At 68.1% G+C, this 14,940-nt stretch carries 13 protein-coding genes and 1 pseudogene; 8 read left to right on the plus strand and 6 right to left on the minus strand.

What is annotated here, in order from left to right; genetic code table 11:
* Positions 1–32: 32 nt before the first annotated feature.
* Positions 33–1,976: an aldehyde ferredoxin oxidoreductase family protein gene (locus WOA58_RS00720; RefSeq protein ID WP_340602207.1), complete on the minus strand. Its 1,944-nt coding sequence runs from the start codon at positions 1,974–1,976 to the stop codon at positions 33–35.
* Between the two features lie 273 nt (positions 1,977–2,249).
* On the opposite strand from WOA58_RS00720, the gene WOA58_RS00725 reads away from it, so the two are divergent.
* From WOA58_RS00725 to fer, 5 genes and pseudogenes are all read left to right on the plus strand, one after another.
* Positions 2,250–3,104 carry a GOLPH3/VPS74 family protein gene (locus tag WOA58_RS00725; RefSeq protein WP_340602208.1) on the plus strand — a complete coding sequence of 285 codons (855 nt, stop codon included), beginning with the start codon at positions 2,250–2,252 and terminating at the stop codon, positions 3,102–3,104.
* A gap of 63 nt (positions 3,105–3,167) precedes the next feature.
* The gene (locus WOA58_RS00730; RefSeq protein ID WP_340602209.1) at positions 3,168–4,265 is read left to right on the plus strand and encodes an extracellular solute-binding protein; all 1,098 of its coding nucleotides are present in this window, start codon (positions 3,168–3,170) and stop codon (positions 4,263–4,265) included.
* Positions 4,266–5,879 (plus strand): annotated as a pseudogene (locus WOA58_RS19045) (ABC transporter permease); the annotation flags it as partial.
* Positions 5,853–7,055 (plus strand): ABC transporter ATP-binding protein, encoded by a 1,203-nt coding sequence (locus WOA58_RS19050; protein WP_390220490.1) that lies wholly within the window; start codon positions 5,853–5,855, stop codon positions 7,053–7,055. The pseudogene WOA58_RS19045 and the gene WOA58_RS19050, both read left to right, overlap by 27 nt.
* Before the next feature lie 125 nt (positions 7,056–7,180).
* Entirely contained in the window at positions 7,181–7,606 is a 426-nt protein-coding gene (gene fer, locus WOA58_RS00740; protein WP_340603110.1) for a ferredoxin Fer, read from the plus strand.
* 19 nt (positions 7,607–7,625) lie between these two features.
* Here fer and WOA58_RS00745 read toward each other — a convergent pair whose 3' ends face one another.
* Together WOA58_RS00745 and WOA58_RS00750 are read right to left on the minus strand one after the other, a co-directional pair.
* A complete protein-coding gene (locus tag WOA58_RS00745) occupies positions 7,626–8,072 on the minus strand; it encodes a hypothetical protein (RefSeq protein ID WP_340602211.1) in 447 nt (148 codons plus the stop codon).
* A gap of 48 nt (positions 8,073–8,120) precedes the next feature.
* Positions 8,121–8,414 carry an ArsR/SmtB family transcription factor gene (locus WOA58_RS00750; RefSeq protein WP_340602212.1) on the minus strand — a complete coding sequence of 98 codons (294 nt, stop codon included), beginning with the start codon at positions 8,412–8,414 and terminating at the stop codon, positions 8,121–8,123.
* Between the two features lie 96 nt (positions 8,415–8,510).
* Between WOA58_RS00750 and WOA58_RS00755 the strand changes: the two genes are divergently transcribed.
* The gene (locus WOA58_RS00755; protein ID WP_340602213.1) at positions 8,511–8,819 is read left to right on the plus strand and encodes an amphi-Trp domain-containing protein; all 309 of its coding nucleotides are present in this window, start codon (positions 8,511–8,513) and stop codon (positions 8,817–8,819) included.
* Positions 8,819–9,580 carry a class I SAM-dependent methyltransferase gene (locus tag WOA58_RS00760; protein ID WP_340602214.1) on the plus strand — a complete coding sequence of 254 codons (762 nt, stop codon included), beginning with the start codon at positions 8,819–8,821 and terminating at the stop codon, positions 9,578–9,580. The genes WOA58_RS00755 and WOA58_RS00760 overlap by 1 nt, the downstream gene beginning before the upstream one ends.
* Before the next feature lie 13 nt (positions 9,581–9,593).
* Here WOA58_RS00760 and WOA58_RS00765 read toward each other — a convergent pair whose 3' ends face one another.
* The 3 genes from WOA58_RS00765 to WOA58_RS00775 all read right to left on the minus strand — a co-directional run bounded on the left by WOA58_RS00765 (position 9,594) and on the right by WOA58_RS00775 (position 12,556).
* A complete protein-coding gene (locus WOA58_RS00765; RefSeq protein ID WP_340602215.1) occupies positions 9,594–9,779 on the minus strand; it encodes a DUF7534 family protein in 186 nt (61 codons plus the stop codon).
* Between the two features lie 145 nt (positions 9,780–9,924).
* Complete coding sequence (locus WOA58_RS00770) at positions 9,925–11,631, minus strand: pyrroloquinoline quinone-dependent dehydrogenase (RefSeq protein ID WP_340602216.1); 1,707 nt, start codon at positions 11,629–11,631, stop codon at positions 9,925–9,927.
* A gap of 19 nt (positions 11,632–11,650) precedes the next feature.
* Entirely contained in the window at positions 11,651–12,556 is a 906-nt protein-coding gene (locus WOA58_RS00775; RefSeq protein ID WP_340602217.1) for a hypothetical protein, read from the minus strand.
* A gap of 205 nt (positions 12,557–12,761) precedes the next feature.
* Here WOA58_RS00775 and WOA58_RS00780 point away from each other — a divergent pair, with 205 nt between their 5' ends.
* Complete coding sequence (locus tag WOA58_RS00780) at positions 12,762–14,927, plus strand: AAA family ATPase (protein WP_340602218.1); 2,166 nt, start codon at positions 12,762–12,764, stop codon at positions 14,925–14,927.
* Positions 14,928–14,940: the final 13 nt, after the last annotated feature.

Here is a 14,940-nt window from a genome sequence, read left to right on the forward strand (position 1 = left end):
GGCCACAAAAAACGCGAACGGATGAGAGCAGTTCAGTCGTCGGCGGGGGCCGGCGAGTCGCCCGTCGAGACGCCGGTGCCGGGGCCGATGTCGATGCCCAGATCGTCGAGCTTCTCGTCGGGAACGACGCCGTCGACCCAGCCGCGGTGCTCGTAGTACTCCTCCTTCATCTCGTCGAGCTCGCAGTACTCGCCCTCGGAGGCGCCCTGGCCGGGGTTGCCGCCCTCCTCGAGGAACCGCTCCGGCAGCGAGTCGTCGGCGCCGTCGAAGCCGACGAGGTTGTTGTAGTAGCGTTCGAGGTTGTAGACGCGCTCGCCGGACTCCATGAGCTCGTCCTCGCTCACGTCGAGGCCGGTCATGCCGTTGTACTGGAGCACGTACTCCTCGATGCCCTCCGCGAAGGCGTTGAACTTGCAGATGTCGAAGCTGTCCGAGATCGCGTGGAGGTCCTGGAAGGTCGCGGTGAGCTCGCCCTTGCCCTCGTACTCGTAGGGGTCGACCTTCTCCGGGATGCCGAGGATCTCGGCCGCGGGGGTGTACCCGCGCAGGTGACACGCGCCGCGGTTCGAGGTGGCGTAGCCGATGCCCATCCCCTTCATGCAGCGCGGGTCGTAGGCCGCGATCGACTGGCCCTTGACCGAGAGCTTCGAGTCGTGGGCGTCGACGGCGTCGGCGACGCCCTCCTGGCCCTCCGCAAGCAGGTCCGCGAGCTCGCCGTCGCGGTTGGCGACCTTGGTGATCATCTCGATCATCTCCTCCTCGTCGCCCCAGTCGATGCCGTCGCCGTCGCCGACGTCGTCGAGCTTGCCGCGCTCGGTCAGCTCCATCGCCATCGCCATGATGTTGCCGACCTCGATGGTGTCGATGCCGACGTCGTTACACCGGTCGATCATCACGGCGATCTTGTCGCGGTCGTCGTTCGCGGAGTTCGTCCCGAGCGCCCACGCGGACTCGTACTCGAAGGACTCCATGCGGACGTTCATCTCCTCGCCCTTGTGTTGGGTCTGGACCTCCACTTCCTTCTTGCAGGCGACGGGACAGGAGTGGCAGGTCGGCTCGTCGACGAGGATGTTCTCGCGGACGTTCTCGCCGCTGATCCGCTCGGCGTCGAGGTCCTTGGGCCGGTCCTCCTCGTGTTCGTTGTACGAGATCGCGGAGGTGTACTTCCCGTTCTTCGTCGGGTGGCCGTCCATCTCCTCGGTGATGTTCATCAGGACGTTCGTCCCGTACATCGAGAGGCCGCCCTCGTTGGGCGCGGTGACGTCCGACTCCTGGATCACCTGCATCGCCTGCTGGTGACCCTCCATGAACGTCTCCTGGTCGGCCGGTTTGGGCATCTTCGTGCCGGACTTGACGACGACCGCCTTGAGGTTCTTGCTCCCCATCACGCAGCCGGTGCCGCCCCGGCCCGAGGCGCGGTCGTCCTCGTTCATGATGCAGGCGTACTTCACTTCGTTCTCGCCGCCCTGGCCGATCGCCATCACGCTGAGGTTCTTGCCGACGTTGCCCTCGACCTCCTCGCCGAGCGTGTCGATCGTCTCGTGGACGCCCTTGCCCCAGACGTGCGAGGCGTCCCGCAGTTCGACCTCGCCGTCCTCGATGTAGGCGTAGACCGGCTCCTCGGACCTGCCTTCGAACAGCAGCCCGTCGAAGCCGGACCACTTGAGTCGCGCGCCCGACCAGCCGCCGTGGTGCGAATCGGTTACCGTCCCCGTCAGCGGCGACTTCGTACAGATCGCGATCCGGCCGCTCATCACCGCCTGGGTGCCCGTCAGCGGCCCGTTCATGAACGCGAGCAGGTTCTCCTCGCCCATCGGGTCGACGTCGGTGCCGTTGTCGAAGACGTACTTCACGCCCAGCCCCCGCGCGCCGATATACTTCTTCGCGTCCTCGTCGTCGATGCCCTCGTAGTTCACATCGCCCGACGAGAGGTCCACTCGGGCGACGTGGTCCTGGAATCCGCCTAAATCTGTCATGGTAATCTACAAGCGTTACTTGGTCCTCAAACGTGTTAGTTCTTCTCACCACGATGTAATCGATACCGGTTACGCCACTCGCCGCTCCGCGCCGAACTGTCGCCCGCCGATAGCTCCCCTCTGACACGCCTCAACCCGGTACGGCCCCCCGGTTTCGCGCGTCGACGAAGGATCGGGTCGGCAGGTTTACCCTCGGGCGGCCCGTGCCCGGTAGTATGTGCGACGCGTCAGCCATCGACACGCGACCGACCCGGCCGGTCGCCCGGTGATCCGATGGGCCCCGTAGAGATCGCGTCAACGCTCAGACAGCCCGCGTACATCGGCGAGAACCGCTGTGGCCCCTGTACGGTCGTGAACGTCCTGCTGGCGGCCCTACTCGCCGCGCCCGTCGCCGTCCTCTCGCCCCCGCTGGGCGCGGCGACGCTCGCCGGCTGCCTGCTCGCGATCTACCTCCGGGGCTATCTCGTCCCCGGAACGCCCGAGCTCACGGAGGAGTACCTCCCGCCCGCCGTCCTCCGGCTGTTCGGCAAGGAGCCGGCCCCGAGGACGCTCGGCGATCCCGAGGAAGCGGGTAGTTGGGGGAGCCTCGAGGAAGCGGGGATCGTCGAGCGCGAGGGGTCGGTCTCGCTGACGGCCGACTTCCGGGATCGCTGGCGGGCGGCGATCCACGAGCGACGGGATGCGGAGCTCGGCGAGCGGGCGGTCGCCCGGCTGCTCGGTGAAGGGGAGGTCGCCCAGCGGGGCGATCGTGCCTTTTCCGTCGACGGCACCCAGCTCGTCCGGTGGGACTCGTCTGCCGCGCTGCTGGCCGACGTCGCCGCGAACGAGCTGCTCAGGGAGCGCTACGACGACTGGTCGGCGTTCGACCGCGACGCCCGTCGCGAGCTCCTCGGTCGGCTCCGGCTCCTGCTCGAGCGCTGTCCGGACTGCGACGGCGCCACTACCGGAGGAAGCGAGTCGGTCGACCCGTGCTGTCAGAAGTCCTATACGGTCGTCTGGAACGAGTGCGAGGCGTGTGGCGCCCTGCTCGGCGAGCGGTCGTCGGTCGCGGGCGGGGCGGACGACGAACTGGCCGCCCTCGTCGACTCGTCGGGGCCGGTTCCGGAATCCGACGGCGGGCATGTATAACATTCCCGCGAACTTCCCTACCCGGCTGCGAAGCTTCATATCGAGGGGGGCGTCTGTAAGAACATGATCGATCGTTCACGTCGGGAGCTGCTCCGGACGACGGGTGTCGGGCTGGGAGCCGTCGCGTTCGCGGGCTGTGCGGGACGGTTCACAGGCGGAGCCGAGGAGGAGGTGCTCGGCGACCCCGAGTTCACCGACGAGCGCCCCGAACCGGGCGGGACGACGATGGACGAGCTGCCCGATCTGGAGGGCGAGATGACGGTCTACTCGGGGCGAAGCGAGGAACGGGTCGGCGAGCTGATCGACTACATCGAGGAGACGTACGACGACTTCACCGTGAACGTCCGCTACGCCGACTCGGCCGACCTCGTCAACGCCATCGTCACCGAGGAGGAGACGCCCGCCGACATCTACTACACCACCGAGTCGGGCACCCTCACCTACCTCAAGGAGGAGGGCTACACCGAGACGATGCCCGGAGACGTCCTCGAACTCTGCCCCGAGGAGTTCCGCGATCCCGACGGTCAGTGGATGGGGCTCACCCGCCGCTCGTGGGCGATCGCGTACAACACCGACCGCTTCGAGGCCGAGGACGTCCCCGAGGACATCATGGCGTTTCCCGACAGCGAGGTCGCGAGCGAGATGGGCTGGGGGCCCTTCCGGGGCTCGACGCAGGCGTTCGTCACCGCGATGCGGGTGATCCACGGCGAGAGCGAGACCCGCGAGTGGATCCAGGACATGCTCGATGCGGGCCTCCGAACGTACGAGGGCGGGCGCAGCGACCTCGCGCAGGCGACCGGCAGCGGCGAGGTCAACGCCAGCCTCTACAACCACTACATCGTCCGGGGCAACCTCGACATGCCGATCGACGTCACGTACACGAAGAACGACGCCGGCGTCGTCCCGATCGTGCCGGGCGCCTGCGTGATGAACGCGAGCGACGACCCCGAGACCGCCGCCGACTTCATCGGCCACTGGGCGTCGGCGGAGGCCCAGGAGTACTTCGCGACGACGACCTGGGAGTACCCCGTCAGCCCGCACGTCGAACCGTTGGACGTGCTGCCTGATCGCGACGAGCTCGACCCCCCCGAGATCGACCTCAACGACCTGGCCGACATCGAGACCACCCTCGAGATGCTCCGCGAGTTGGACGTCCTCTGAATGGCGGCCGCCGAGTCGGGCGACGAGCAGGTCGCGGAGGGGGGCGAGGAGGAGCGCGAGCGCCCGCCGCTGGCGGCGACGCTGCTCGCGGGCGCGATCGCCGCCAGCGTGGTCGTGCCGGTCCTCTACGTTGCGGTCGTCGCCGCGAGCGTGGAGCTCGACCGAGCGGCCGAACTCCTCTTGCGCGAGCAGACCGCCCGCATCCTCCTGAACACCCTCGGGCTCGTCGTCGGCGTCACCCTTCTGTCGGTTCTCCTCGCGGTCCCGCTCGCCGTCCTCACCGAGCTCACCGACCTGCCCTACGGTCGGTTCTGGGCCGTGGTCGTCTCGCTCCCCCTCGTCGTCCCGAGCTACATCGGCGCGTTCTCCTATATCTCCGTGTGGGGTCCTCAGGGCGAGGTCCAGTCGCTTCTGGCTCCCCTCGGAGTCGAGTCGCTGCCCGAGATCTACGGGCTCGGCGGGGCGATCGCGGTCCTCACGCTGTACAACTACCCTTACGTCTACATCACGACGCGGGCGGCGCTTCGCTCGTTCGACAAGACGTATCTCGACGCCGCCCGGTCGCTCGACACCCGGATGTGGCGCTCGTTCCTCCGGGCGGTGATCCCGTTCGTCCGGCCCGGCATCACGGCGGGCGCGCTGCTGGTGGCGCTGTACGCCGTCGGCGACTTCGGCACGCCCGCCATGCTCCAACTGGACGTCTTCACCAGAGTCATCTACGTCGAGTACAACGCCTTCGGCCAGGAGTACGCCTCGCTGCTCGCGATGCATCTCGTCGCGGTCGCGCTCGTGATCCTCGCGATCGAGTCGGGCGTCCGGGGCGACGACACGCTCCACGGCAGCGCCCGGGGCTCGACCGACGGGTACACCCTCTCGCTGGGTCGCTGGAAGTGGCCCGCGCTCGCCTTCCTCGCCCTGCTCGCCGGGGGATCGCTCCTGTTCCCGATCGGCGTGCTGGTGATGTGGCTGCTCCGGATGCCCGACGTCTACGCGCCGGCGCTCGCCTTCGAGTGGTCCTACGCGATCAACTCCGTGAGCGTCGCGGCGGCCGCGGCCGTCGTCGCCGCCGTCGTCGCGCTCCCGGTCGCGTACCTCTCGGCGCGCTACTCCTCGCGGCTCGTCGCCCTCTTCGAACGCGCGACCTACATCGGCTACGCGGTGCCGGGCGTCGTCATCGGGCTGAGCCTCATCTACTTCAGCACGCGCTACGCGGGGGCGGTCTATCAGACCCTCCCCTTGCTCGTCTTCGCCTACGTCGTCCTCTACCTCCCGCAGGCCGTCGGCTCCACTCGTACCGGAGTGCTTCACGTCAACCCCCGACTCGTCGAGGCCGCCCGGTCGCTGGGCTGCACACCTATCAAAGCGTTCCGCCACGTCGTCCTCCCCCTCATCATCCCGGGGATCCTCGCAGGGGCGGCGCTGGTCTTCCTGACGGCGATGAAGGAGCTTCCCGCCACCCTGTTGCTCGGCCCCGCGGGCTTCGAGACGCTCGCGACGTTCATCTGGCGGATCGAGCGAAGCGCCTACTACGGCTTCGCCGCGGTCCCGGCGCTCGTGCTCCTCTGCGTCTCGGGGCTGTCGATGCTGGTGATCGTCTTCCGGGACCGCTACGACCGCCGGGGGACGGTCCGGGAGTCGGGCGTCGCCGACGTCGTCGATCCCCTCGGCGGGAGCTTCGCCGTCGAGGCGCTGACCGACGAGACCGAGGAGCGGACCATGGNCGACGACCCGCCGGCCACGGTCGAGGACGTCCTGGAGATCGAGGGCGTCACCAAGTCCTTCGGCGGGACGCCGGTCGTCGAGGACGTCTCGGTGACGGTCCGCGAGGGCGAGGTGCTGACGCTGGTCGGTCCCTCGGGCTGCGGGAAGACGACGACGCTGCGCCTGATCGCCGGCCTGGAGGAGCCCGAGTCGGGGGCGGTCCGGATCCGGGGGGAGACGCTCGCGGACGCGGCGGCCTCGACGGCGATCGAGGGGCGAAACGTCGGCATCGTCTTTCAGGACTTCGCGCTCTTCCCCCACAAGACGGTCGTCGAGAACGTCGCCTTCGGCCTCTGGGACGTCGACGCCACCGACCGGGATCGGCGGGTCGCCCGCCTGCTCGATCTGGTGGGGCTCGCCGACCACGCCGAACACTACCCCGCGGAGCTCTCGGGCGGGCAGAAACAGCGCGTCGCGCTCGCCCGGTCGCTCGCGCCCGAGCCGGACGTCCTGCTGCTCGACGAACCCCTCTCGAACCTCGACGCCGGACTGCGCGTCGAGATGCGCGAGGCCGTCCGCCGGGTGCTCGAGGCCGTCGACGTCACCGCCGTCTGGGTCACCCACGACCAGGAGGAGGCGCTGTCGATCGGCGACCGGGTCGCCGTGATGTGCGAGGGTCGCCTGGAGCAGGTCGGAACGCCCGAGGCGGCGTTCATGCGACCGGCCTCGCGGACCGTCGCGGAGTTCCTCGGCGAGGCGAGCTACCTCCCGGGACGGCGCCACGACGGCGTCGTCGAGACGCCCATCGGGGCCATCGACGCAGAGCAGCTCGCCGGCTACGACGGCCCCCGGCCGGACGTGCTCGTCCGACCCGACGACCTGGCGGTCGAGCGGGCGATCGGGGAGCCCGACGGGACGATCACCTACCGGCGGTTCAACGGTCCGACGGTGAGCTACCGGATGGAGATCGGGAACGGCGACGCCCTGGCCTGTACCGCCAGCAACGACGACCTCCTCGAACGGGGTACGCCGGTGGCCCTTTCGATCACGGCCACCCACCGACTCAGGGCGTTTCCGCCCGCAGAGTGATACGTCCACGAGGGGCTCGGTCCCTGGTAACAGCCGGCAGACCAGTTAAGTACGTGTGTCACTATCGACCATGTATGTCGAGCAGCCTCCCGAACGTCAAGGTCGGACGCGACGCCGAGGCGGAGATGGACCCCGAGGAGCTCCCCGTCTACGAGATCGAGTACCTGAACTACCAGGCGATCCCCGAGCACGGCTGGGACATCGAGGACGACGACCTCTTCGAGAAGGCCGCCGGCGCGGACCTCGACGAGAAGGACCACGGCAGCTTCGAGATCCGGGGAACGCGCTACATCCTCGACGGCGCGGAGGACGCCGACCAGAAGTGGCCCTTCGAGTGTCGCGCGGCCTCGTGTGCCTACTGCACCATGATCGTCTACGAGGGCGAGGTGACGATGGACATGGACCTGATCCTCACCGACGAGGAGGTCGAGGAGCGGGACATCTACCTGAGCTGTCAGTCGATCCCGGAGAGCGACGAGGTGAAGGTGGTCTACAACGCGATGTACGAGGACTACCTCCAGGAGAACGTCGTCGGCGTCCGCGAGGCCTGAGGGCCCCGTTGCTCGGTCGTCAGTCCTCAGAGAGCGCCTCGATCGCCTCCTCGAGGCGCTGGTCGGGCGAGGCGCTCATCACGATCTGGTCCTCCTGATACCGCTTGACGTCCGAGACGTCGACCTCGACGTCGTCGGCCTCCGCGAGCGCCTCGAGCAGCTCCGCCAACAGCAGCGTCTGCACCTGGAGCTGGCTCTCGAGGGCGTTGGTCTTCGTGAACATCCGGTCGGCGAAGTCGGTGAGCGATTCGGAGAACTCCGAGATGTTCGCCTCGTTGCCCTTGACCCGCCGTTCGCCGAGGCTGATGCGGGCATAGTCCTCGACGTCCGCGAGCTCCTCCTCGAGCTCGTCGATCCGTCCCTCGATCTCCTCGGTCCGCCGATCGATCAGCTCCTCGATCTGGTAGTCGACCGTCGATTCGCTGCCGTTGCCCGCCTCGGCTGCCGTCCCGTCGCTCGTAGCCATGTGGGCACAATTACCACGATTTACCATATACTTTTGGACCGGGCCGGCTCAGTCCCCGGCCGAGGGGGGGTCCGACCGCTCGGCGGCCTGGAGGATGAAGGTCCGTTCGGGCGGCGGGGCGATCCGGAGCTCGATCGAACGGACGAGCCGGTAGTACTTGCGGTTCCCCCGGTGGTAGTGTTCGACGATGTCGTTCTCCTCGAGCGTCGAGAGGTGGTGGGCGGCCGTCTTGCCGTCCATGCCGACGGCCTCCGTCAGCTCCGAGACGTATCGCGGACCATGGGAGAGCTCACGGATGATCTTCAGGCGGGGCGTGCTCCCAAGCACGTCGATCAGGGACACGACACGGTATTTGTAACCGTTCCACATAGTCGTTGCTACTGGGCCGACGCGCGCCGGAGCGCCCGGAGTTAAGGGGGAGGAGTGCTACCTCTCACCATGGGTAACGACGTCGACTTCCCGGACGAGAGCGAGCACAACCGCAAGACCATCACCAGCGGCTTCTTCGAGCGCGAGATCCGTCTCTCGGGCGACGAGACGGCGGCGTTTCTCAGGAACCTCGCCGAGGCGATCGAGAGCGACACCTCGATCACGGTCTCGGGGAGTGACTGGGAGATCCCCTTCGAGTACCGCGAACCCATCGAGGTCGAGGTCGAGTTCTCGAAGAAACGCGAGGGCGAACTCGAGATCGAAGTCGAGTTCACGGAGGCGGCGGGCGGCGAGGGAAGCGGCCTCAGCGTCGAGTAGTGTACTACTTCGGGCTCTACCACTGGCGCAGCCGGCTCCGACGACTCGCCGCCGGGGGCTGTGCGCTTCTCGGGGTCGGCGCGGTGTGGCGAAGGTCGCCCTCCCGATGGGGTCGCGTGCTCGCCGTCGCGCTGGCCCTCCCCCTGCTCGTCCGCGCCGGCCGCGCGGGGGCGAAGCTGCTCCGGCCGCCGCCCTGGGCCCTCGAACGCTACAAGTACGACGCGCTGGCCGAGGAACTCCCCCTCGAAGGGGCAAACAGCCTCCTCGACGTCGGCTGCGGGACGGGCCGGTCGCTCGTCGCGCTCGCGCCCCACCTCCCGAAGGGCTGTTCGGTCGTCGGCCTCGACGTCTTCGACGACCGGGTCATCCTCGGCAACGCCCCGCTGTTGGCCCGGCGAAACGCCCGCGAGGCGGGGTTCGACGTCACGCCCGTCAGGGGTGACGCCGCCCGGCCCCCCGTCGTCGGGGGATCGCAGGACGTCGTCACCGCCTGTCGGGTGCTGCATGACCTGCCCGACGACGATCACGGGCGCGCGCTGGAGGAGCTCCGTCGGGTCTGTGCGCCAGAGGGCGTTCTCGGGGTCCTCGAACTGCCGATAACCCCTGAAGGAGTCGAGAGCGACCCCGAGACCTACTGGCGCGAGCGGGTCGCCGAGGCGGGCTTCTCGATAGAGAGGACGAAACGGGTCGACCGCAGGCGTGGCGGCGAGCCCTACCTAGTGATCATCGCCGAACCGAATCCGGGCCAACCAGACCGGTGACCCGGAGCCGGTCTTATACCGGAAGGCCCCCTCTGTAGACCACCCAGTACGAGAGGGGGATCGCCACGAGGAGTATCACCGGAAGGACGAGCGCTTGAGTGGCTGGATCGGGCGGGGTCACCATGGCGCTGACGGCGAATCCGAGAGTGATCAGCAGGCTGACTACGACGAGAAATCGTGTCCAGAGGGATCGATCCATTGGCATCTACTGGAATTTCAGTTCACAAGTACCTTCTTGCCGGATAAAGGGGGATCCCTCAGTCGGTCGAACCGACCTCTCTCGGGTGGATCTGCTTCGTTTTTGGTAGTCGCCGAGCAAAAAGTCCCGTGGCCGACAGAGCCGCCTACTCCTCCATCGACCAGACGAGCAGCCGGTCGTCGCGCTTGCCGCGGCGCAGCCAGCCGCTGCCGCCGACCTGGATCGCGACGTACTGCTTCTCGGTGCCCGGATCGTACCAGCTGATCGGGTCGCCCGAGATCGGCGTCTCGCCGGCGTCGTACTCCCAGAGGCGCTCGCCGGTCTCGCCGTCGTAGCCGATCATGTTGCCGTTCTGGGTGCCGGCGAAGGTCAGACCCGTCGATGTCGACATCGTGCCGCCCCAGAGGTAGACGTCGCCGTCGATCCAGTCCTGCCAGACGATCTCGCCCGTCAACGGGCGCAGGGCCGTGATCACGCCGATGTGGCCGTTGAATCCCTCGGGCTCGGCCTCGGTCTCGTCCTCGAGGATGCCGCCCCAGTACTTCTTGCCGGCCTCGAACTCCTCGAAGCGCCACCACGCCTCCTGCGGGGAGTTGTGGAGCTTGTGATAGGAGATCCCCAGTTCGGGGTTGTAGGTCCCGGGCTGCCAGTCGTTGCCGCCCATCCCGCCGGGCATAAAGGGCATCCGACGACCCTCGTCGATGTGGGGGATCATGCGGAACATGTTGAGCTGCTGGCAGGCGGGTTCGCTGCGCACCAGCAGCTCGCCGGTCTCGACGTCGTTGGTGTAGAGCCAGCCGGTCTTGCCGACCGAGACGACGACGTCGCGCTCCTTGCCGCGGAGCTCGACGTCGCGGATGACGATCCGGGGCATCGCCGAGTCGTAGTCCCAGACGTCGTGGGCCGACTCCTGGTGGAACCACTCGCGTTCGCCCGTCTCCATGTCCATGCACATGGTCCCGATGCTGTTGCGGTTGGGCCCCGGCCGGACCGAGCCGTCGAAGTCCGGCCCGGGGTTGCCCATCGGCAGGTAGAGCTTGCCCCGCTTCTCGTCGACGGTCGCGCCCATCCAGTTGGTGGTGGCCGACTGGTTGATGCTGTCGCCGACCCACTCCTCCTCGGGCGAGAGCAGCGTGTTCCAGACCTCGTCGCCCGTCTCGACGTCGATGGCGGTGTGGAAGCCCCGAACCCCGTACTCGCCGCCGGCGCTCCCCGTGAAGAGCGTGCCCTCGTAGACCTGGGGCGCCCAGGTCGCTGAATAGCCGCGTTCGTGGTCCTCGGTGCTGTGGTACCACTGCTCCTCGCCGGAGTAGCGATCCAGCGCGACGACGCCCGAGTCGAGCGTCGTCATGAACACCTGGTCCCCGTAGACGGCGGGCCCGCGGTTGTTGTCGTCACAGCAGAGCACCACGTCGTTCGGCACCGCGTAGGTGTAGCTCCAGAGGACGTCGCCCTCACGGGGGTCGATCGCCTTGATGTGGTTGGGCCCGTTCGACTGGTACATGATCGGCGGGTCGCCCGGCACGATCAGCGGCGTGCCCTCCATGCTCGAGCCCGATCCGACCGACAGCTCGTATTCGAGCTCGAGCTCGCCCACGTTCTCGGGGGTGATGATCTCGCAGGTCGTGTGGCGGTGCTGTTCGTAGTTCCCGCCGTAGACCAGCCAGGCCTCGGGGTTCTGCCCGCTCTCGCTCAGCATCTCCTGAGTGACGTCCTTCTCGGGGATGCGATCGATGTCGTGTTGGTGGGTGACCGACTTCTCCGGTGCGCCGAGCACCCGATAGCCGTTGTCGGTCTCCCGTACGACCGTGTCCTGTGCGGCCTTGACGGCCCTGTCTTCGTCGATTGACATTGGTATGTTGTGTGTTGTGTTATCGCAGCGTGCTTGGTTTCCGCATCTCCTCGGTGATCCAGAACATGTCCTTGACGATCTCCTCCTGGTTGGTGATCATGATCGCGGTGCTCGCCGAGAGCGCCGCGGCCAGCTGCTCGTCGGAGAGCGAGCCGCCCTCGGCGATCTCGCGGGCGGCCATCGCCATGACGTACAGCCCGCCCAGCATCGCCTTGACGTCCCAGTAGCCGTCGTCGAGGATCTCGTCGGTGATGAGGATCTTCTTCTGCCAGAGGTGGATGTCGAGGTTCTTCACCCACAGCAGGGTGCCGCCCATCGCCCGTTGCTGGAGCGGCGGGACGTCCTCGACGTTGAACTCCACCTCGTCGGGGATGTCCTTCGCGGGCGTCCACCGCGCGAGGCGGTTGTTGTTGTTCACCACGTTCATCACCAGGACGGTCTGCTCGCGCTCGTCGAAGCCACACTCCGTGAGGGCGTCGGTGAGCGGTTCGGCCTGGATCAGTCCGTGGGCCGTTCGTTCGATGTGTTCGGGTGTGAACCGCGGCAGGTTGGCTTCGGCGCTTTCGAAGAAGCCCGCCTCGACGAGATGGTCGTAGATACGCCATCCCGGCGCGGCGAGCTCGCGATAGAGCACCTCGGGCTCGGTCTCCCCGTCGGGGATACCGGCCTCCCGGACCTCGGGCAACCGCCTGATCTGTGTCGCCAGCTCCGAGAGCTCCCGTTCGATGAGCTCGGCGTCGAGCTCGCCGTCGAGGTCGCCACGGATGGCCTCGCCCATCGAGGCGAGCTCCCGACCGTCGCTCGCATCGATCGCGCCACGTAGCTCCTCGATCGTCAGCTCCTCGCCGGACGACCGGATCCCGAGGTTCTGCGCCAGCCTGTCGTGGTCCTCGACCGATACTTGCGGCCTGTTTGCGTTTGCCATGGACCACCGACCCCTATGAAGGGGTACATCATAATTCTTGGTGTTAGTCCGATGGGACCGATTCGCCGGAAAGTCGACGGTATAGGGCCCGAATCGTCCGATTCTTCCTCACGGACCTCGAACGGGGCGGGCGGGCGATCGCCCGAGAAGGGACCCCTGAGCTCTTATCCCGACGGGTCATGTGGTATGTAACGACACGCCGAAGATGGACCCAACGAACCTGGTCGTCGAGTCGATGGAGAAGCGCGCCGTCGGCGAACGCCTGGCGATGATCGACGACGAAACGATGGCGGGGATGGGCCTCGAGCGCGGCGACTACGTCGCCCTGGAGGCCTCCGACGGAACGCGGGCAGTCGCGAAGGTCCGCCCCAGCTTCAACGATACCGAGGAGGGGGCGATCCGCCTCGATGAGGGGCTCTGTCGGGAACTCGGGGTCTCGGACGGCGACCGGGTCGGCGTCGAGGGGGCGACCGTCCGGCCGGCCGACCGAGTCACCGTCGCGCTGCCCGCGGATCTTCCGCCCGACCGCCAGCCGTACGTCCGAACCCAGGAGGCACTCGTCGACCGGGTCGTTACGAGCGGCCAGACGTCCGACGCCCCGCTCGCCGACGAGGAGGCGGCCAACGATCGGGTGCCGATGCGAATCGTCGCGACCGACCCCGCGGGATCGGTGATCGTCGAGGAGTGGACCCGGATCTCGATCTCCGACACCCCGGCGGGCGACCTCTCGATGCGGGGCGAGGCCGGCGGGAGCGACGGCGTCACCTACGAGGACGTCGGCGGGCTCGCGAGCGAGGTGACCCAGGTCCGCGAGATGGTCGAGCTCCCGCTCTCACATCCCGAGCTGTTCGACTCGCTGGGGATCGACCCGCCGCGGGGCGTCCTCCTGTACGGGCCCTCGGGGACGGGAAAGACCCACCTCGCCCGGGCGATCGCGAACGAGACCGACGGCTACGTCCGAACCGTTTCGGCCGCCGAAGCGCTCTCGAAGGGCGCCGGCGAGACCGAGGGCCACCTCGAGGAGGTCTTCGAGGAGGCCGCCGAGAACGCGCCGGCCGCCGTCTTCATCGACGAGCTCGACGCGCTCGTCGCGGGCCCCGAGGGCCGCGAGACCGACCGGCGCGTGGTCTCACGCCTGCTCTCGCTGCTCGACGGGCTCGCCGACCGGGTGACGGTCGTCGCCACGACCAACGACGTCGAGGCGATCGATCCCGCGCTGCGCCGCCCGGGCCGGTTCGACCGCGAGATCGAGATCGGCGTCCCCGACCGGGCGGGCCGCGAGGAGATCTTCGCCATCCACACCCGCGGGGTGGCGCTGGCCGACGACGTCGACCTCGCCGAGTACGCCGAGACCACCCACGGGTTCGTCGGGAGCGACATCGAGAACCTCATCCGCGAGGGCGCGATGGCCGCCTTGCGGCGGGTTCGCCCCGAGATGGACCTCGACGGCGGGGAGCTCGATCCCTCGATCCTCGGCGGGTTACGCATCACCGACGCCGATATCCGACGGGCGCTGCGGGCGGTCGAGCCCTCGGCGCTCCGGGAGGTGTTCGTCGAGCTGCCCGACACCAGCTGGGACGACGTCGGCGGGCTGGAAGGGACGAAGGACCGCCTCCAGGAGACCGTCCAGTGGCCGCTGTCGTACCCCGAGGCCTTCGAGCGCGTGGGCCTCCAGCCCGCGACGGGCGTTCTGCTCTACGGCCCGCCGGGAACTGGAAAGACCCTGCTGGCGAAGGCCGTCGCCAACGAGGCCGACTCGAACTTCATCTCGATCAAGGGTCCCGAGCTGCTCGATAAGTACGTCGGCGAGAGCGAGCGCGGCGTCAGGGAGATCTTCGCGAAGGCCCGCGAGAACGCTCCTACGGTGGTCTTTTTCGACGAGCTCGACGCGCTGGCCGCCGAACGGGGCAACGGGACCGGCGGGTCGAACGCCGGCGAGCGGGTCGTCTCCCAGCTGCTGACGGAGCTCGACGGGCTCGAGGAGCTCGAGAACGTCGTCGTGATCGCGACCACCAACCGCCCGGAGCTGATCGACGACGCGCTGCTGCGCTCGGGACGGCTCGACCGCCACGTCCACGTCTCGGCGCCCGACGAGGGGGCCAGGCGGGAGATCTTCGCCGTCCACACCCGCGAGAAACCCCTCGCGGACGACGTCGATCTCGACTGGCTCGCGAGCGAGACCGACGGCTACGTCGGCGCGGACGTCGAGGCGGTCTGTCGGGAGGCCGCGACCGCCGCGGTCCGAGGCTACGTCGACGAGGGCGGCGACGTCGAGGGGATCGTCCTGACCCGCGCGGGCTTCGAACGCGCGCTCGAAGCGGTCGATTCGAGCGCAACCGACGACTCCGACCGGTTCGCCGACCTCGGGTGAGGACCCGAGCAAC

The organism is Halalkalicoccus tibetensis (assembly GCF_037996645.1).
Taxonomy (GTDB): domain Archaea; phylum Halobacteriota; class Halobacteria; order Halobacteriales; family Halalkalicoccaceae; genus Halalkalicoccus; species Halalkalicoccus tibetensis.